The sequence below is a fragment of the Erythrobacter sp. HA7-11 genome, from assembly GCF_055693605.1.
The window spans coordinates 2,301,257-2,321,929 of the sequence record NZ_JBVFUF010000002.1; the positions used below are offsets into that span (position 1 = coordinate 2,301,257).

Annotated in this window: 10 protein-coding genes; 1 reads left to right on the plus strand and 9 read right to left on the minus strand. The window is 58.2% G+C overall.

Going from position 1 to position 20,673, the window contains the following annotated elements; translation table 11 throughout:
- Window positions 1–17: 17 nt before the first annotated feature.
- From ACZ1GU_RS11760 to ACZ1GU_RS11775, 4 genes are read right to left on the minus strand one after another with little or no spacing between them, the layout of a single operon-like run.
- Window positions 18–2,582, minus strand: a complete 2,565-nt coding sequence (locus ACZ1GU_RS11760; protein WP_472648174.1) for a hypothetical protein — start codon at window positions 2,580–2,582, stop codon at window positions 18–20.
- Window positions 2,536–4,320, minus strand: coding sequence for a vWA domain-containing protein (locus ACZ1GU_RS11765; protein ID WP_472648175.1), 1,785 nt, complete (start codon window positions 4,318–4,320; stop codon window positions 2,536–2,538). The genes ACZ1GU_RS11760 and ACZ1GU_RS11765 overlap by 47 nt, the downstream gene beginning before the upstream one ends.
- The gene (locus ACZ1GU_RS11770) at window positions 4,317–9,335 is read right to left on the minus strand and encodes a beta strand repeat-containing protein (RefSeq protein ID WP_472648773.1); all 5,019 of its coding nucleotides are present in this window, start codon (window positions 9,333–9,335) and stop codon (window positions 4,317–4,319) included. The genes ACZ1GU_RS11765 and ACZ1GU_RS11770 overlap by 4 nt, the downstream gene beginning before the upstream one ends.
- Complete coding sequence (locus ACZ1GU_RS11775) at window positions 9,274–14,736, minus strand: beta strand repeat-containing protein (RefSeq protein ID WP_472648176.1); 5,463 nt, start codon at window positions 14,734–14,736, stop codon at window positions 9,274–9,276. The genes ACZ1GU_RS11770 and ACZ1GU_RS11775 overlap by 62 nt, the downstream gene beginning before the upstream one ends.
- A 460-nt stretch (window positions 14,737–15,196) precedes the next feature.
- Here ACZ1GU_RS11775 and ACZ1GU_RS11780 point away from each other — a divergent pair, with 460 nt between their 5' ends.
- Window positions 15,197–15,871 carry a hypothetical protein gene (locus tag ACZ1GU_RS11780; protein ID WP_472648177.1) on the plus strand — a complete coding sequence of 225 codons (675 nt, stop codon included), beginning with the start codon at window positions 15,197–15,199 and terminating at the stop codon, window positions 15,869–15,871.
- Here ACZ1GU_RS11780 and ACZ1GU_RS11785 read toward each other — a convergent pair.
- The 5 genes from ACZ1GU_RS11785 to ACZ1GU_RS11805 are packed head-to-tail and all read right to left on the minus strand — an operon-like array spanning window position 15,857 to window position 20,671.
- Entirely contained in the window at window positions 15,857–16,348 is a 492-nt protein-coding gene (locus tag ACZ1GU_RS11785; protein WP_472648178.1) for an A24 family peptidase, read from the minus strand. The two genes, ACZ1GU_RS11780 and ACZ1GU_RS11785, sit on opposite strands and share 15 nt — an antisense overlap.
- A 58-nt stretch (window positions 16,349–16,406) precedes the next feature.
- Window positions 16,407–17,294 (minus strand): tetratricopeptide repeat protein, encoded by an 888-nt coding sequence (locus ACZ1GU_RS11790; protein ID WP_472648179.1) that lies wholly within the window; start codon window positions 17,292–17,294, stop codon window positions 16,407–16,409.
- A gap of 4 nt (window positions 17,295–17,298) precedes the next feature.
- Entirely contained in the window at window positions 17,299–18,267 is a 969-nt protein-coding gene (locus ACZ1GU_RS11795) for a type II secretion system F family protein (protein ID WP_472648180.1), read from the minus strand.
- Between the two features lies 1 nt (window position 18,268).
- Window positions 18,269–19,270 (minus strand): type II secretion system F family protein, encoded by a 1,002-nt coding sequence (locus ACZ1GU_RS11800; protein WP_472648181.1) that lies wholly within the window; start codon window positions 19,268–19,270, stop codon window positions 18,269–18,271.
- A 3-nt stretch (window positions 19,271–19,273) separates the two neighbouring features.
- The gene (locus ACZ1GU_RS11805; RefSeq protein ID WP_472648182.1) at window positions 19,274–20,671 is read right to left on the minus strand and encodes a CpaF family protein; all 1,398 of its coding nucleotides are present in this window, start codon (window positions 20,669–20,671) and stop codon (window positions 19,274–19,276) included.
- Window positions 20,672–20,673 lie beyond the last annotated feature (2 nt).

A 20,673-nucleotide genomic window follows, 5' to 3' on the forward strand; every position in this document is an offset into this window, starting at 1 on the left:
GGTCCAGTACGTTTTGATTATCCTTGAGCGGAAGCGACCGCGGCTTGCTCCAATTGACCGTCCATCGTCTCCAGCGGGGTCGCTGGATTGATGCCCATGTCAAAGGTTTGATTGAGCAAGTCGGAGTCGATTCCGGCAAATTTGAAGATCGGCTTATCAGCCAAATCAGGGACTTGCGACAGATTATCGATGATCTGATCGAGTTGTGAGGTGGCAGCGATATCCGCGAGGATCGCATCAACCGTTTCACCCATCCCGATTTCTGTTCCATCGATCGTTTCGGTTGCGACCGTATCCAGCATCAACAAAGCTTCCATGCTTTGCGCGACAGCGGCATCGCTCATTCCGCCAGCTACCGGGCTGTGCGCGATCGGACCACTTTCCGCCGCCTGCTCGAGCAGCGGAGCCACCTCATGCTGCTCTGCTTGTGCTGCAAGTGAGAAGCCTGCCGGCGATGCGTCAACATCATTGGCTGCATTGCCATGCTGCACATTTTCACTGCCTGCGAATTGAGCGGCGCTGGCGAGGAAGTCCGAAAGATCCCAATCGGCATCGATCGCAGGCTCCGGCATTGCATCGACGAGCGTTGCAACTGCGAAGACCGGCGCGGCACCCATATCGACGCTGTCAATCGGCACAAACGTGGCGGCATGATCTGCCACCGTGAAGGCGGCAAAGCCAGCTGCGGCAGCGGCTGCCTGCTCCAGCGTGCGGCTGTTGCGCTCGGTAGAGAACGCCGCATCCGCCAGCTCACCCGTGCGGCCATCGCCGAAAGTGAAGGTGGACTTGCCGAAGATGGTCACATCGCCGCCCGCAGCAGTGCCTGGGACACCGTCAGAAACCAGATTGATGGCTATGATCCCGGCGTCTGAGAGGCTGGTGAATTCACCATCGTCATTGGCGCCGTTGAGGTTGGCATCCTGCCAGATACCGAATTGGCTGAAGGCCGCATCAGACGCATCAAGAACGCCATCACCATTGTCGTCAAAGCGCTGCGCAACCGCTTCGAGGTCGGTCAATTGCGCATTGCCGAACACGAATTCGGACGCATCGCTAACCAGCCCGTTGCCGTCGGCGTCATACGCCAGGATTGCATCGTCGGCTCCGGCCCAAGCGGTCGCTTCGAGCGTTCCGTCACCGTCATAGTCATAGGTGACGCCAGCAGAGATACCGACGAATTCGGCTCCGTCGCCATCGAGGTCGAGGACGATTGGGCGGACCGCCCCGGCACTGACCAGAGCCGCAAGATCGGTCAGGACTACGCCTTCAATCTTGACTAGCGAGTCGTCGCTTTGCAGCGGGTTAGACCGATCTTGGTTGAACAGATATGTGTCATTGCCGACAACGAAGGCGACCACTCGGTTCTCGCCGATATCCGTCGTGCCAGATTGTGACTGGAGATAATCTACGACCGCTGCAACGTCGCTCTCGCTCGTCAAAGTGAGCGGGTTCGAGAATGTGTTGCTGGTTGAGAAGGTGATGATGCCGTCGGAAATGGCGTGCGATTTGATCGTCTGCCCTCCGATGGTGAGGGTCGAATCGACGCCATTGGTTCCCGAGGTGTTGCTAGCAACGATCCGCGAACCGCCGTCGGTGAAGTTAATGTCGTCAACCGACGCGTCGTAGTCGACGATCGTGTCGAACCCGGTGATCGTTCCATTGTCACCCGATCCGCCGACGGTCGCGATTGAATCGCCATCATTGATAGCGAACACATCAGCGCCCGTGCCGCCAACCATGACATCGGCGCCATCACCACCGATGATCGTATCGTCGAACCCGTCGCGGTCGATCAGGATGTCATCGCCGCTCGTTCCATCAAGCTGGGTCTGACCCGCTTGCTCACGGTTCACAGTGACAAACGCGTTATTGGCATCGCCACCATTTTCAGCGGCATAGGTGAAGCTGCCACCCGCATCGCCCGTATCGGTGAATGTGATCGTGCCGCCGCCGATGCCAACGCTGCCGTCAGATGCATTGGCCACAGAGGTGATGGTCGTGCCGGCCTCGTCATTGGCCAGCAACCAGCCCTCATCAATCGTGACGGTCGAACCGCCATTGGTGATGACGACATCATTGAGCGCGAAGTTGTTGTTTTCCGCAACCGCAGCGATATCGATCCGCAGCACAGCGCTGTCGACATCGCCATCGCCATCGACGACGGTGTACTGGAAATTTTCGATTTCCGGCACGCTCGTTTCAGGCGGTACATAGCTGTAGCTGCCATCTGCGAAATCGAAGGTGAGTTCTCCGCCGAACGCGGTGGTCGCAGTGAACGACGTTCCGGTGATTGGCGAGCCGCCGCTTGGCGTGATCGTGTTCACCCCGTCGAAGGCATAGTTCACGCCATCTACGGTAATAGAAACGACCGCAATGCCGTTGCTCGCCGGGATATCGTTGTCGAGGACATTGCCCGAAATTTCTGGCGTGACCACTGAAATCAGCGTGTCGAGCAGATCGCCGAAATCATCGGCCAGCACGGGCGCGCCTTCGCCATCTACGTCGACGTCTTGCAGGCGATCAATGTTGACGCCGTTACCGATACCGACGTACCGTGACGTTGATGTCGTTATCGTCGACAAAGCTCTGCCAAGCAGCCTGCGCAGCAGACGACAGGGAGTTGATGACGTTTCCGTTTGTATCGTTCTGCGTCTCCCGGTTCGGATTACCATCGCTCAGGAAGAATACCTGATTGTTCGCGTTGGGATCCGGGGTGAAGTCCGCAATCACCTGCTCAACCGCATCGGTAAAGTTGGTCGCGCTGCTAAATGGACGGTCGCCGCCCAATTCTTCGTTCAAAGCATCCAGCGCAGCCGCAAACGAAGCGAAGTCGCTAAACGTTCCTTCGGTCTGCGCGGTGGTCGAGAACGAAATCAGGGTGATATCGAGCGCACCTGTCGTGCTCTCGAACAATTCAAAAGCTGCGTCCTTCACGGCGTTGAGCTGCAAGTTCAGTTCGGCATCGTTCACCGAGCCGCTGAAATCCAGTACGAAGGCCGCGTTGATGTCCTCCGTGACAAGCACTGCGTCGTTCAGATCGTCCTGAGCATCCGGTGCGTCGTCAAACAGGTTGATGACGAAATCGTCCATCGCGCTGTCGCCATCGCTGTCAGTCAGCTTGACCGAGACAGGGATGTCGACATCGACGGTCGTTTCCGTGACGCCCACATCGATCAGGTTCAGCTTAACCGAGCCTTCTTCGCTGTATACGTCGATGTAGGAAAGCAGTGCACCGGGAGGCGCATTGATGGTGATCGTGCTGGGATCACCCGCCGCCGCATCAAGCGTAATCGTCTCAGTAGTGCCATCGGTGAAGCGGGCCACAAAATGGACGACGTCATTGTTGCCGCCATTGGAGCTGAAGTTCTTCAAATCAAATGTCGCAAATGATGCGTTGAGCACATTTGTGCCGCCTGGAGGCGTGAACGAACCAGCACCATCATAGTCATCCAAAGCTCCGAAATCGAAGCGGATGAACTGACCTTCGTCAAAGTTGTTGCTGCCAAGACCGAAGCCCGCCGTCGAACCATTGACGCTCGGATCCTGATTGAGCGTTGGCGTGCCGCCGGCGAGGAAATCAGCCAGCTCGGCATTGGTCAAAAGACCACTGCCCGCCGTCGGGTTCCAGCCGGTTACAAATGTCAGTTCGCCGACGCCTGCTTGGGTGACAAGCACGCTGTCGCTTGGACCGACGCCGAATGCCGTTCCTTGCCCCAGAATAATCTGGGTCGTCTCGCCATCGACCGGAACGAGCAGGTCGAACGTGTATTCGCCCGAGGTTCCTGCGGCAGGATCAACCGCCAGCGTGAACACTTCCAGATCGCCGGCACTCAGATCACCGCTGCCATCGCTGTCTACAAAGCCTGTCAGCACATTGCCCGTTTGCGACGTGATGATCGGCTGACCGCCAACGGTAATCGCGCTGACATCAGCCATGATCATCGTGGTCGTGCCAGGCCCGTCTCCGCCTGCAGCAAAGTTCAGATCGCCGACAAGCGACGGCTGACCGGGATCGTTGAGCACTTGCTGATCCGAAATCGGGCTGGTGATTTCGGGACTGTCATCTTCGATATTGACCGTGATCGCGTCGATCTGCGTGGTCGTGTCCGCGCCGTCGCTGACGCTGACATCGACGGTGAAGCTGGTCACATCTTCGCTTGTGGTATCAGCGTGATCGATCTGCGCCAGCTGCGTCACGGTGAACGCACCCGTATCGTCGATCACGACAGTCAGGACTGCGCCCGCACTGGTGGTCGAACCGGTCAGCGTCTTGCCATCCGCGCTCAGCGACCAGGTGATCGCCTCACCGCCAGAAGTCAATGCATCGCTTGGTATGTTGAGAGTGACCGTAAAGGTGCTGCTATCGACATCGGTGATCGAAATCGTGCCGTTGGCGACGTTCGAATCCGTTGTGTCGGTCGGGTTGCCGGTACCGTGTCGGCAAGTCCGCCGGCAAGTCCCTCGTCAGAGGTCGTCACCACAGCCGAGCCGACAACCGGAGCATCATTCGTGCCAAAGATGCTGATCGTGAGTGTCGAACTGTCGGACAGATCGCCGTCAGACGCGGTGTAATTGAACGTGTCGGTCAGCGGCGCGTCGCCTTCGTTCAGCGCCTGAACCGCAGGATCGTTGTTATTGAGGACATAGCTGTAACTGCCGTCCGTGTTCAGTGACAGCGTGCCGTAAGTGCCCACAAATACGCCTGCTGTCGTCACGCTCAGCACATCGCCATCAATATCGGTATCCGCAACGTCGGCAAACGTGCCGCTTGGCGCACCTGCATGCGCGTTGTCTTGCAGCACATTGCCAAGCGCAGTTGCTTGCGTGTTTTCAATCACGAAGTTGGTGTCGGCAATCGCGACAGGCGCGTCGTTGGCACCGTTGATTGTGATGGTCAGCGTCGCTTCAGACGAGTCCCCATCCGCATCTTCGATGGTGTAGGTGAAGGTCTCTGTCAGCGTTTCGCCATCATCAAGACCCTGAACCAGCGGATTGGCGTTATCAAGGTCATAGGTATAGCTGCCATCGTCGTTCAGCGTCAGCGTGCCATACGCCCCCGCTGTCGCTCCGCCGACAACACCTGCCGCGCCGCCAACGCCGGTGGTTGCGACAACCGCAGGATCTCCTGCGCCGTCGGCGCCGAATTCGTCTGCGACTGCATCGGTCACGACATTGCCGGTGACCGTGTCGGTGTCCTCGCCAAGTGCATTAGTATCATCGGTCGCAACCGGGCTGTCATCGTCGATGATGACAGTGATCGCGCCGCTCGCGGTTTCGCCTTCGGCATCCGCGACAACAACGCCGATGCTCAGCGTTTGATCGTCTTCGCTGGTGCCATCAGGATGCGCAATCGGAGCCAGCAGGGTGAACGTGTATGCGCCCGTCGCAACATCGGTGATCACCACAGTGAACACATCATCGCCGGTCGAGGAGTCCTGTCCGGTGAGAGTATTGGTGAGCGGATCCCACACGGTTTCGACCGCATTGCCATCCAGCGTGACCAGACCAGTGTCAGCCACCGCCGTCAGCGTGATCGAGCCGGGTCCATCTGTGCCAAAGTCGATACCGGCCAATGTGCCAGACTGGACGGTGACTTCGCCCGGCGCATCGCCAGAACTGTCGCCGTCGCCCGGAATGCCGCCAAGCCCCTCTTCGTCGACGGTAAAGGTCGCAGCATCGGCGTTAATCGAAGGACCATCGTCGGTGAGGCGGATCTGGAACGTCGCCGTAGTCGTATCGCCGTCACCATCGGTGATGGTGTAGGTGAAGGTTTCAACCTGATCGGCAAACGGAGCCGTAATGTTTGTCGCCGAGGTGTAGAGCAGATTGCCGCTGCCATCGATCGTGATCGTGCCGCCTAGGCTGCCAGTGGCGATCGTGATCGCGGTCGCGCCCTCGCCATCCGCACCGAAATTATCATTGCCGGTAAGGTCGGCGATGGTGCCGACATTCTCGCCGCTCGCATTGTCATCAACGCTGGCGATTTCGCCATCGTCATTGGCAACCGGCGTATCGTCATCGACCGTGATCGTGAGCGAGGTCGTTGCCGTGTCGCCGTCGCCATCAGTCAATGTCGCCGTGAGAGTGAAGCTCTGCTCATTCTCCTCGTTAGCGGCGTCATCTTCGTGCAGAATGTTGGCGTTTTGAACGACCGAATAGTCACCAGTGGTCGGATCCAGAGTGACGGTCACAACGGTCACCATGGTTCCGTTCTGATCCTGCTGGATCAGGATGTTCGAGCCGCTTGCAACATAGGTGAAGCCTGCAGGCGCCCCTGTGGTCGCAAACGCAACCGTACCGCCATCATTGCCGAAGCCTTCGGTCGGATCGACCAAAGTGCCGGTCAGATTGGCCGTGTCGGGATCCTGATCATCGGGCCCACCGGCATTGCCGCCCAGGGCATCATCATCAAGCAGCGCCTCGAGCGTCGGTTCTGCAGTTGGCGTGTCATCGGTGAAGTTGAGGTTCTGCCCGATATCGAGCACAGCTTCATCGGTGTCGCCATCCTGATCGGTGATCGTTGCTGTCAGCTGGATCAGATCGTCAGCAATCAAGGTCGATGTCGTATCGCCATCGCCATTGCTCAGCGCGTGATCAATCGCACGGCCCAGATCGAGCGTTACCTCGCCCGTCGCATCAACCGAAACAACAAACACAACCTGGTTCGAAGTCGCAGTATACCCTTCGATTGTACCGTTGAATTCGCGCAGCAAAATCGGCTCATCCGTGAGCGCGTCGACCAGGCCGGAATCGGCGCCATTGGTGGTCGAGAGCGCATACTCGATTGTTGCTGTGCCATCCTCTCCGCCGTCAAAGATGAAGGCATCCGAGAAATCCTGATCATCGTCGCCGAACACGGCGTCGCTGACCGTGAGGTCATTCGGAGTGGTCGACAGCTCAACCGACGGACCATCATCGAAGAAGGTCAAGGCCCCGCCGATTTCAACCGTCGCGCTATCGGTGTCGTTATCGCCATCGGTGATCGTCACGGTGGCGTTGATCAAGCCCGCAAGATCGAGCGTGTCGTCATGCGCCGGTCCAGCCGGGCCATCGGTGTTGTGCTCAAGCGCGACAAGCTGCGTCAGCGTGACCGTGCCATCGGCGTTGATGACCACAGTGAACGCGTCCTGCACGCCCGTGCCATCGTTGAACTGACCGGTGATAGTGGTTGGGTTGGTCTGCACCAGTGTGATCGGGAAATCACCGACAGCCGTCGCCAAGCCACTGTTAGTGTTAACAATTCCTAGCGTGAAGGCGGTGCCGTTATCGCCATCTTCACCAAAATCGGCCACAAAATCGAGAATCGAAGCGGTTGAAGTTGCGCTGTCCAGGCCGCCGGTTTCATCGACGCTCACAGAGCTGTTCAGAGTGACATTGGAAAGCGCAGGTCCATCATCGAGGAAGGTCAACGCGCCCGCAATATCCGCCGTCGCGCTGGCTGTATCGCCATCGGCATCAACGATAGTACCAGTCAGCGTGATGAGGTTGGCGGCCGAGAGAGTAACCGGCTCGTTGTCGTCGGCGGTGTTGGCGTGCACGACCGCGCGCTGCTGATCGAGAGTGACCACGCCATTGGCATCAACCGAGACGGTGAAAACGACATCGCCATCAGCGTTGCTGCCGGTGACCACTCCGCCCACGAGCGAAAGCGTAACCGGCTGTCCGGTTGCTGTGTCGACAAGTCCGGTCGCACCGGGATTGATGCCGAGCGCATAGGTCACGGGGCTGCCCGGACCGTCGGCGTTTACATCCGCGGTGAACAGGCTCGAGAAGTCAGCGGTCGCATCTTGCAGCAGGTTGGTCTCATCGACCGTCAGCGCATCCGCCGCTGGCGTGCCGGCTGTGATCGTTGGCAGGTCGTCTTCGACCGACACCGAAACGGTCGCCGAAGCTGTGTCGCCGTCGCTATCGGTGGCGACAACATCGACATCGCCGAGATCGAAGAGATCGGCGGCATTGACCACCGGATGATCGTCAAAATTGTCGTTTAGTGTCGCGGTGACTGTCGCAACATTGTTAGTCACCGAAAGGTCGAGTGTGACGACCAAGCGGCCATTGTCGGAGCCGGTGATTTGCGTGCCATCTGGCGAGCGGACCCATGTGAGCGCCGGGTCGAGACCGGTCAAATCGGTGCCAAAGACGATAGAGGCAATGTCGTCCGAGCCAGGCGTGAAGGTGATCGTGTCACTCACGCTGGTCGATCCGGGTGCCGAGCCATCAGGCAAGGTCGCGTCATCAAGACCAAGAGAAATGTCAGGACCAGCCGCAGGGCCAGCGCCGTCAGTGATCTCGATCGGCTGCTCGGCGGTATCGAAATCGCCGTCGCTATCCGTCAGCGTATAAGTGAACCCTGCGTCAATTGGGCCTGCGCTTTGATCAAGGTTCGGGTTCGGATCGAAAGTCCAAGCGCCGGTCTGATCAATGGTGTAGGTGCCATTCGCGGTCACAACGGTGACACTGGTGCCATCTTGCGGCACGGCGGTTGTGTTGCCGTCAATCGTGATCGCAGTGACGGTCGCACCATCCGCGCCCTCGGTGTCCGGTGTGCCATCGGTAACGACATTGCCGCTGATCGTGCCTACGGCATCCTCAGCGACCGAGACCAAGGTCTGATCGGTCGCGGTTGGAACATCATCAACGATGTTAACGTCGATCGTGCCTGTGCCGATGACGTTGCCCGCAGCATCTGTGACGGTGTAGTTAAAGCTTTCTTGGCCGGTAACGGTGTTGGCGCCGTTGTTTCCGCCCTGGCTCGGGCTGAGGCTATCGCCATCGACCGGAGCGGTCAGCTCATACGAGTATGTGCCGTCCGGATTGAGCGTCAGCGTACCGAAATTGCCGACTGCCGGATCATCAAGCGTAAAGGTGAACGGACCAATCGCGTCGGTCACGGTGATCACGCCTGTTGCGAAAATCTCGCTGTCAGATGTGCCGTCGCTGCCGATACCATCGAGACCAGCTTCGCTGACGGTCGCATTGTTGTCCGAGACGGAACCCGCGACATTGGCGATGTTAATCGTGAGAACAGCGGAATCCGTGTCCCCGTCAGCGTCGACGACTGTGTAGGTGAACAGCTCAACCGCATCGACATTGGTCGAATTGGGGTTCGAGACATAAGTGTATGCGCCGGTCACCGGATTGAGCGTGAGCGTGCCGAACTCGCCGACCACGACCAGGTTGCCCGCGCCGTCTACGGTCGGACCATTGGCGGTGTTGTCGCTGACGACGGTCTGGATCGCACCGGTTGCGGCAAAGCCATCCGCGCCGGCCACATCAGTGCCTTCGCCATCGTCGTCTGTCAGGATATTGCCGCTGACGGAGCTGCCTTCGGTCACCGAGTTGAGGTTCTCGGTAGCGGTCGGCGAATCGTCTGCAAAATCGATGAAGAGGGTTGGCGTGCCCGATGGCGAACCGTCGCCTTCGATGACGTCGCCATCGCTGTCTGTGACAGCAAGCGGCACTAGCCGTGTCGAAAGGCAGGGTGAAGTCTTCCCCGCCGCCGGGCAGGTGAAGCACGTTGGTCAGCAGTGTGACTTCGTAAGCCCCGGTGGCCGGATCGGTGATCTCAACCGTGAACAGATCGGTTCCATCGCGGTCACCGCCCGTAATGGTTGCGGTCAGGACATTGCCGACAACCGAATAGGTCACGGTTTCCTGGCCGACCGTCGCGGTCAAACCATCGGCAGCAGCCGCGAAGCCGATAGTCGCCGGTCCATCATTGCCCACATCGAAGGTAAGTGTGCCGTTGAACACCGCCCCAAGCCCGCTTGGCGAGCCGGAAAGAGGGTTGCCATCAGGCAGTCCATCGTCATCCAAAGCTGCGAAGGTTACGTCAGCCGTCGGCTCTGAATCCGGTTGCAAAGTGACAGTAACCGTCGCGGTCGCGGTATCTCCGTCGGCATCGACAATCGTATACTCGAACGTATCAGTGGTATTGCCGTTCGAACCCGCGCCAGGCGCAGGCGTGTAGGTGAACAGCCCCGTCACCGGATCATAGGTGACTGTGCCTTGGGTCGCCTGTGTCGAAACGGTAACGCTGGCGGCATCAGTGATGTCGACGCCATCCGCACCAAACGCATCGTTCGCGAGTGCATCAATGGTAAAGGCAGCGTTTTCAGTCGCTTGCGTTGCAGTATCGTCAGCCGCAGTCGGACCATCATCGTTGAAAACAAGCGAGAGATTGGTGAGCGCGGTCTCGCCTTCGCTGTCAGCGACAGTGAAATCGAGCGAGGCAAATGCGTTGTTTTCATCACCGCCATCGGCGTGGATCACATTGTCGAGCAAGGTGACAACATAGGCGCCAGTCGCAGGGTCGGTGATCTCGACCGTGAACAGATCGGTTCCGTCGCGGTCACCGCCAGTAACGGTCGCGGTCAGGGTCGATCCGCTTACGCTGTAAGTGACAGTTTCCTGACCCACAGTCGCGGTCGAACCATCAAGCGTTGGCGCAAAAGTGATTGTCGCTGGAGTGTCATTGCCGACGTCGAAATCGAGCGTCCCGGTGAAGCTCGCCTCGCTCGTATCGGCAGGATCGTCATCGACATTCGCGTCGATATCGCCAACGGTCGAAAGGGCGTTGCCATCAGCCAGCCCATCATCGTCCAATGTCGCAACGGCTTCCCCGCCTTGCGGATCGGAATCGTCCAGCAGCGTGATCGTGACCGTGGCGGTCGAGGTGTCGCCGTCGCCATCGGTGATCGTGTAGTCGAAAGTAACGGTGCCTTCTTCGTTCGGCCCTGGCGTGTAGGTGAAGGTGCCGTCGCCGTTGTAAACAATGCTTCCCGTGCCGCTCAGCGTGCCATCGACAATCGCAATCGCATCCAGCGCAACGCCATCGGCGCCTTGCGTGTCATTGGCGAAAGCATCGACGGTGACAGGTGCGTTTTCAGCCGTTTGCGTGGCGCTGTCATCAACCGCAGTTGGCGTGTCATCGACGATGGTGATGTCAAGCGAAGCGGTGTCGGTCGAGCCGTCCGTGTCAGTCGCCACCACTTCAAAGCTGTCCGTGAAGGAACCATCATCCGCGCCGGTGTGAAGCAGTGAATTGTCTTCGAGTACGTAGGTGTAATCGACCGTCGCGCTGACCACATCGCCATTCGCATCGAGCACAGGCGTGACGCTTGTGATGGTCAGAAGCCCATAGACAGGGTCGTCGATCGTGATCGGACCCGTGACGGGATTCGCGGCGTCGAACACTGTCACGCCGCCGACCGTCAGCGTCGACAAGCCATCCTGGCTGGTGATCGAGAAGCTGCCGGTTTGCGTGAGCGCCCCATTGTCTGGCGAACTACCATCGGCAAGATCGTCTTCGTCGAGGACTTCTTCAGGAGCCTGACCGTCAAGGCCGTTGATGACGACCGGATCATCGGTGCCGTTGATCGTAATCGTGACGGTCGTGGTTGATGTGTCCCCATCGCCATCAGTGATGGTGTAGGTGAAGACATCGGTCAGCGTTTCGGTGCCGTCGAGCCCCTGAACATCGGCATTGGTGTTATCGAGTTCGTAAACGTACTCGCCGTCCGCACCAATCGTGATTGTGCCATAGGTTCCGGTCACGCCAGCGCCCACATTGCCCGTCACCGCAGTAGTTCCGCCGCCTGCAGCAACGCCGGTCACATCAGCGCCATCAGCACCGGTTGTATCGGCACCATTGTCGCCATTGGCTTCGACATCGGTGATGACATTGCCGCTCGCGGTAAGTGGGCCGTCTTCGGTGACGAAATCGGTATCGGCAACCGCCTCTGGCATGTCGTCGATGATGTCGATTTCGAGCGTGCCGGTGGCTTCATCGCCATCCTGATCGGTGACGACAATCGCGAACTCATCCGCAGTGTCATCGCCATCGGTGTTGGTGGTCAACTCATAGGAATAGCTGATCACGCCACCTTCAATCGCAGTGATCGTCAGCGTGCCAAACGCACCCGCGAATGTCTGACCGACGCTCGTGACTTCGACGCCATCAATCGTGACGGTCGCAGGGCCATCAGGCGCGGCGAAGGTAAAGCTGCCAGCCGTGGTCTCAAAGTCGGACGCCGCATTGCTGCCCGCTGGCGGGCCGTCGAGGCCTGACTCGAGCACTTGCGTGCCGTCGCTGCCCGAGAGCGGCACGTCGAGCGTGACCGGCGCATCGGCAATCGTGATGACCAGATCGGCCTCAGCCGTGTCTCCGTCACCATCGGTTATGGTGTAGGTGAAGGTGTCGGTTACCCCGCCCGGAGTGCCCGGATCGCGCGTGTAGGTGTAGCTGCCATCGGGATTGATGGTGAGGACACCGTATTCGCCTTGGATCGTGTCACCCGGAGCCCCCGATCCTCCCGCGCCGGTGATCGCGGTAACGTCCGCCCCGTCAGCGCCTTCGGTGTCGTTGCCGAGCACGTTGCCGGTAGCGGGGCCAAACTCGCCGGCGTCCAATGAATTGGCGTCATCCTCGGCCGCTGGAACATCATCGACAATGTTGATGATGAGGTCAGTCGAAGCGGTGTCGCCATCGCTGTCCGTCACGGTGATTGTGAACGTGTCGCTGTCCGGATCGGTCAGCGTGTTGTCGGTCAGCTCGTAGGAATAATTGTAGACGCCATCGACCAGCGTTACCGTCAGCACGCCCTTGTCGGTGGTAACTGTGCCGCCTTCGGTGACATCGACACCGTTGATGACGAGCGATGCGACCGTATCATTGCCGGTGTTGACGCCGATAACGCCAGAGGTCGTTTCGGTATCGCTGGCTGCATCCGAACCCGCAGGCTCATCGCCGCGCGCATCAAGGCCGGCTTCGTCGACGGTGCTACCGCCTTCGAGAGCGAGCGACGGAGTGGAATCCTCAAGCAGATCGATCGTTACAGTCGCGGTGGACGTGTCGCCGTCGCTGTCGGTAATCGTGTAGTCGAAAGTGACCGTGCCCTCTTCGCCGGGCGCGGGTGTGTAGGTGAAGGTGCCGTCTTCATTGTAGACGAGCGTTCCTTCGCCGCTCAGCGAGTTGTCGACGACCGCAATTGCTTCGAGCGCAACACCATCTGCACCTTCGGTATCATTGGCGAAGACATCGACAGTGACCGGTGCATTCTCTTCCGTTTGCGTGGCGCTGTCATCGACCGCAGTCGGCACATCATCAACGACGGTAATGGTCAGAGTGTCTTCCGCGCTGTCGCCGTCAAGGTCGGTTACGACAATGTCGAAGTCAAAGCTCGTGTCATCGCCGTCAGTGTTGTCATCAAGCGTGAATTCGTACGTGATCGTGCCCTCGCCCGTTTCCGGGTCGAAGGTCACTTCCGTGATGATCAGCGTGCCGCCATCGACCTCGACTTCCTGAGGTTCATCGCTGATCGCAACCGGCTGGCCACCGATCGTGATTTCGCTGACGCCATCAGGAGATTCGAACGTGATTGTCGATCCGGTGGACTCGCTTGGATCGCTGTTGTTGTTAGGGTCCGCGTCTGCGCCCTCGCCGCTGCCGACAGGCTCATCGCCGCGCGGCGGCAAGCCAGCTTCCGCGACCTCAGTGCCCTCGCCAACGACCGGCACAAATGTGATCGCTGCCGGGGAATCGGCAATATCGATCGTCAGCGTCGCAGTTGAAGTCGAGCCATCAGAATCAACGATCGTGTAGGTGAATGTATCGGTTACACCGCCCGGCGTGTTCGGATCGCGGACATAGGTGTAGGTCCCGTCCGGATTGAGCGTCAGAACGCCGAACTCGCCTTGCAACGGCTGGCCAGGTTCAGCCGATCCGCCATCATTACTGAAGCCGGAAACCGCGCCACTGGCAGGGAAGCCATCCGCGCCCGGGACGTCGTTAACAAGCACGTCTCCCGAAATTGGATCAAAGCTGCCCGCGGGTACGCTGCCCGTATCATTGGCTGCGATTGGACCGTCATCCGCAATATTAATGGTCAGCGTCGCATTCGCTTCGTCGCCATCGGCGTCGATCACGGTGACATTAAAGATGTCGGCATCGCCGGGATTAGTGGTGTTGTCACCCAGCGTGTATTCAAAGCCGATTTCGCCGGTTACAGGATCAAAGCTCGTGATCAGAAGCGTGCCAAACGGGCTTGGAATTGTCTGACCCGGACCGGTGATTTCCGTGCCGTTGATCAGAATCTGCGAAGGACCATCGGGCGAGTCAAAAACGATTGTACCAGCGGTCGTCTCAGAGTCGCTTTCTTCATTCGTTCCGGCAGGCTCACCCTCGCGTGGTGGGAGCCCGTCCTCACCAACATTGGCGACAGCATTTTGCACACCAACAGGGTTATCCGGGGTCTGGATAACCACTTCCGGCTCTTCGTCACCCAGCGTCGGAAAGACTTCTTCTTCGCGCTCTTCGGGAAAGCTGAAATCGGTAAACGGAAGCAGATCACCGATTTCATAAGCCGCCTGGATCTCGCCTTCGTCGCCGGCAAAATTACCGCCTGAGCTCTGCGTTTGTCCGGCAGCAGGTTCCGGCTCGTTGCCGGTCAAAAGCTGGGCGATGTTGAAAGGCGGGACAGCGACACCGTTGACGACGATCTGCGGGACGAACACAGCTCCATCGGCAACAACAACGCGCGATCCATCCGACATGATGATGATCAGATCGCGACCATCAACCTCGAGATTTTCAAGCTCTACACCTGGGGGAAGCGTAACCACCCGATCTTGCGCCGGAACAACGACATCCTCGGCTGTCGTATCAGCATCAAAAGATGCATCGGCAGCGACATCTTGCGCGCCGTCTTGGGTGAATTCGTCTTCGAAATTAATCATGCTTCCGTCCTGATCTGCCCGTGGCAGTTAGTTGACGGATGCAAACCAGATGGACTCCAATTGCAAAGAGTGATCAGCAAATCATGCTTGCGACCCGTCGTGAATCTTGATCCATCGCCGAAGCGTAGACCCCTGTTTTTACGACCCTCTGTTGTGATTGAATTGAACAGGAATCGCACGTTATTACAAGCGCGTTTACCTTAGTTGTAAGATTTCGTTAACCGTATGATTCGTCACGCTTTTACGGACCTTCACTGATTTGAAAATAAGTAGTGTTGCGTAGAAGCGATGCGAATCGGGTCTGAATCTCGCGAATCGCCTGCACCGTGAAAAAGCCTTTCATTCCAGATCGAAAGCCGCGCAAAAGCGACTCGCTGATCGAGGCGATTGCTGCTAATACTGAGCACTCATCCGATTGTGGGGGCAGTCATTCGATGATCAACAGGGCAACACAAGGCTAATGGAGAGAGGCGCTCTCTCCGAACGGATGCTGTGGGTCTATTTCGCAGCGGTGGTCGTCGCGCTGTCTTACGTCGCTATGAAGCCGAGCGTAGACCGTGTGCTCTACGGCCCGACTTCCTCAATTGGTGGCGAACGCGACCGGGCGTTGGTCGCGAGTGACGCAACCGCAACCGCACCTTCAGGAACCGAAGCCGAGACCAGTGCATCGCCTGCCCTCGAGGATGGTCTGCCAGCCGAGGGGAACCGAGCGGATGCTTCCAATACAGATCTTGCCCTCGCCGAGGACCGCGATGGCGCAAGCTCTGCAAGCGTTGAGAACAATGCAGAAGTAGACGGCGATCTCGGCGTCATCCCGTCTGGCTTCGAACTGACCAGCACAGGCAGCCGCTCGAACTCAATCGAGGCTGACAATGCCGGTAACATTGAAGTGCGCAAGAGCGTGTATCTCGGCGGTGCCGCCATCGGGACGATACCTGTCACGATTGATCCCAACGCTCAATTGTTGCTCAACAGCCGTGACATTCGAAATCTGTTGAGCAATCAGGCAGGGATTGGCCGGCGCTTGAATACGCTGCCCGAAGACGGGCTCGTATCCTTCCAAAGACTTCGGAGTTCGGGAATTGATCTGCGCTATAATCCGACCGGCGACCGGATCGTTCTACGCCTGACCTAGCATGGATGCGTAGGGCAACCACAGCATGGCGAGGCCGCCTGTGGCAATTGCAATTCCGACCGGGATCTTCGCGAAATCATCCTCGCTTATCTCATCGCCGGAAGCCTTCATGCGTCGCCTGCGAATACGGGCTGCGATGATCCACGGAACCGCTATCACAAACATAGCAGCAGATGTGTAGGCGAGCAGTCCCAAGGCTTTGCCAATCGGAAAAGCCGCCGCGAGCGAAGCGTAGGTCTTCGCATCGCCGCCTCCGATAATTCCCATGGCAAACAGCGCAAAGCCGATGGCCAAGGCGACCACGGCGTGGAGCATCGCCCAGCCTAGGCCTGTCCATCCGAAACCGAGAAAACTGGCGACCACTCCGACCAGCAAAATCAGGCCAGCAAGCCAGTTCGGTAAACGGCGATGTCTTAAGTCGATCCACGCGGCCAGCAGCAGCAAAGCAGAAAGCAGGAGAGCGATAGCTTGTTCCATTTTCTATTCGCCGTCATGCGTGGGCTGGTCGCTGCCCTGGCCGCGTGGTCGCGTCGCTTCAGTCTCTGCCCAAAGCAACGCGAATGGGATAACCTGGTTTTGTCGAGGGGAACTCGATCGTTTTCTTAGTGCCCGCCTGCGCGACCCGAGCAGTCTGTTGCTCGATCCTCTTTTGCGCCACCAGACAAAATTCCGGCATCTCAAAGCTGGCAGCGATCGGACCGTCAATCATCGAGACCTCGGTCTTCTTGGCCTTTTCGACCTTGCGCGGTTCGCGCGTTTCAACTGTTACCGGGCCGGGGATTGCTTCCTCTCGCTTTGTGCGGGTCGCAACTTCGACGCTGGCAGGCTTACCGGCGGCTGCGCTCGCACCACCGATGAGGATTTCTCCGTTCGCGGCGCGCGAATGAGCAGTCTTTCGGCGGTCGATCGTCACTGCACCTTGCCGCACAAAATCTTCCGAAGGGGCGTCCAGTAACCCTTCGGTACGGGCGGCCTCGGTCGCGACCTCGGCGATCTTGCTGGCTTCGGCTTCCTTGGCAGAAGCAAGGCGCGCGACGTCTCTTCCATCGGATTGGTAGAGCCGTTCCAGGTTGCGGGCAAAGCGATCATCGCTTGGCTTCATCATGATCGCGACATTGAAGAAACGCTCGGCCAGATCGGCGCGACCCAATTGCGCATAGGCGACACCCATACCATTATAGGCATCGGGCGCAGTTACTGGATCAAGCACAGCGCGTTCGAAGTGGTAGATCGCGTTGCCCGGCGAACCGCTGCGAAGCGCAGCCAGTCCCAGCTCAAGCCTCGTGCCATCCGAAGCGCTCGCCATAGCGCTGCTATCGACAGAGCGATTTCCGCCCAAGCCGATTTTGGCAAGGACGCCTTGGCATCCACTAAGCATTACCAGTGCTGAACTGCACAGAACAAATTTGGCGGATAGTCTCATCTTATCACCCCCCTGCCATAGACGGAAAAACGTCACGGACGGTCAGCACAACCGCTGGCAATCCAAGTACGCCGATCATTGTCGGCAGCATGCACGCGACCAACGGAATGGAAATCAATACAGGCAAGCGGTGCGCCTTTTCCTCGGCCCGCATGCGGCGCGCCTCGCGCATTTCAGCGGAATAGACGCGCAAGGTCGTCGCAATGCTGGTGCCGAGTTTGTCCGACTGAATAAGCAATGTCGTAAACGAACGGATCTCATCGACGCTGGCATTGTCGGCCAGGCGGCGAAGAGACTCGTCGCGCGATGCGCCTGCGCGCATGAAGAGCACCGTCTCTGAAAACAGCGAGGATATGAGCGGGTGGCTTGTTGCGGTTTCGCGAGAAACCCGATCCAGCGAGGCTTCAAGACCCAGGCCTGCCTCAACACAAACCAGCATAAGGTCGAGGCTGTCCGGGAAACCGTTGATGATCTCACGGCGGCGGCCCGACGCTTTGATACGCACCCAGATATTGGGCAGGTAAATGCCGAGGAGCGCCAAGACTGCGCAGACAATATACAGTCGAAGGATCGAAGGGGCTTCGGTGAATGTGAAAGCAAAAAGCAGATAAAGACCAGGGAGCACAAAAATCATCAGCAACCGGACCAGCGTGTACACGCGAGGGGCTGAAGGTGACTGGTATCCCGCCGATTTCAGAAGCTTTGCGATCTCGCTATTGTTGGTGTCTTCAAGGTTGAGACCTGCCGCTTCGATCCGTTCGACGATCTTGTTCCACGCGGACTGCCTGTTTTCAGCCAACCCCTTGTTCGAGATGATCGCGCCGTTGTCTTTCATCGCGCGCAATTCCCGCGTGACACCAACGCGATTGCTCACAAAGTTCGCCAGTACGATCGCGCAAACCACCACGACAGCAAAAATCGCGAGCAGCACGCCCGTGCGGAAAACCCAGTTCGAAACAATCAGATCAATCATGTCACACCTTCAAGTCGATCATGCGGCGGATGGTGTAAACGCCGATAACATAGAGGATCAGCAACCCAATCGAGCCGTAAATGAAGATCGGGTCATCCGCGACGTCGAGATAGAATGACGGCGCTGCGAGAAAGGTGGTGACGAAGGCGAAGATCGGCAGAACAGTCAGCATCCAGCCTGTCATCCGTCCTTCAGAGCTCAGCGCCCGAACTTTCATAAACATCTGCGCGCGGTCTCGGATCACTTTCGAAATATTTTCCAGGATCTCGGCCAGATTACCGCCCGTCTGGCTCTGCAATGAGAGCGAGACGACGAACATACGGATGTCATCCAGATCCCAGCGCTCCGCCATCGACTGCAAAGCGTCGACCAGCTCGGTCCCGTACGCGACTTCATCGGACACCAAACCGAATTCGCTACCGATTGGATCTTCCATCTCGGTGGTGAGCAGGTCGATTGCAGAGGCAACAGGGTGACCAGTGCGAAGCGCGCGAACAAAGATGTCGAGGGCCACGGGAAATTGGGCTTCCATGGTCCTGCGCCGGCTTTGCGCCATGCGCTGGATGATGAGGATCGGAACAAACGCGCCAAGCGCGATTGCGAACATCAGCGCGATCTGGATCGCACCAAAGGTCAGCGTCGTGCCAATGAGCAGCGCCACCGAAAGCGTAATGACGAACAAGGCAACGCTCGCCACCACCAATAATATGAGGATGGTGCGAAAGCTCATCTGGATGCCCGACATGAATGTTGCGCGCTGGAATGACACCATCCATTTGCGCGCAAACTCGGGCAAGTTGTCGAAACCTTGCGGACGGCGCTTGATAAGTTCGCCAAGCACTTCGTCTCGATCGATCCCGCGCCCGATCATTTCCAGACGCTTGTTGATGGCTGACTTTTGGGTCTGGCGCTGGCTTAGCGCATCCAGCCCGACGCTGGATATCAGAAAGACCACCGCAAACACGGCTAGCAGGATCAGGATACGGACGATTTCCGGGTTCATATCCTAGCCGATCTTCAGCTCAGGACGGAACAAATCTGCCGAAAGATCGACGCCATATTCGGCAGCGATCTGCAGGAATTTGGGCCGGATACCGGTCGCTTCGAAGTGGCCCAGAATTTCGCCATCATCGCCTACCCCGGTGTTCTTGAAGCGGAAGATTTCCTGCATGGTGATCGTTTCGCCTTCCATGCCGGTGAGTTCGGAAACGCTGCGCACGCGGCGCTTACCATCCGCCAAACGCGAGACCTGAACCACGACATTGATTGCCGAGGCAATTTGCGAACGGGCTGACTTTCCAGTGATGTCGATACCGCTCATCCCGATCATCTGTTCCACCCGCGACAGCGCATCGCGCGCGGAGTTGGCGTGAACCGTCGTCATCGAACCATCGTGACCGGTGTTCATCGCCTGAAGCATGTCGAAGGCTTCGCCGGCGCGAACCTCGCCTACGATAATACGGTCAGGCCGCATCCGCAGCGCGTTCTTTACCAGGTCGCGTTGGCTTACCTCACCGCGCCCTTCGATATTGGCAGGCCGCGTTTCCAGCCGCGCAACGTGGGTCTGTTGGAGTTGAAGCTCTACCGAGTCCTCGATCGTCACGATCCGCTCACGCTCATCAATGAAAGAGGACATCGCGTTCAGCATTGTCGTCTTACCCGAGCCCGTACCGCCCGAAATCAGGACGTTGCGGCGTGATTTGACCACTGCCTCAAGCACTTCAGCCATCGGCTCGGGCACACTGCCCAATTCGATCAGCTTGTTCATGTTGATCGGGATTTTGGCAAATTTTCTGATCGACAGCAGCGACCCGTCGAGCGCCAGAGGAGCAACGATGGCGTTGACACGCGAGCCATCGGCAAGGCGGGCGTCAACAAAAGGCGAAGATTCGTCGATGCGGCGACCAACCGCGCTCACAATCTTCTGAATGATCCGCATCAGATGCTTCTCATCCTGGAACCGGGTCTTGGCCTGCTCCAGTACACCCGCCCGCTCAACGAACACGATGTTGCATCCGTTAACGAGGATGTCGGTGATGGTCTCATCCTTGAGCAGCGGCTCAATCGGACCAAGACCCAACAGCTCATCCATGACGTCGTCGATCAAGGCGCCGCGTTCTTCGCGGTTCAGCGGATGATCGAAAACAGCCAAAAGCTCTGGCACCAGGGCCGTAATCTCTGCCTTGATCTGCTCTTGCGGCAGCTTGTCCAGCATTGAGAGATTGATCTTGTCGAGCAACCCGCGATGGATCGCCATCTTGATATCAAGCAGGCGCTCTTCACGCTTGCTCAGCGTCGGATGAAGCGACACGGTCGCTTCTTCGACCGCGCCGGCATCGGCGTCAGGCTTTTCCTGTTCGTCGGTTTCAAACTCGTCAGCAATATCGCGCTTGATCTTCCACATGA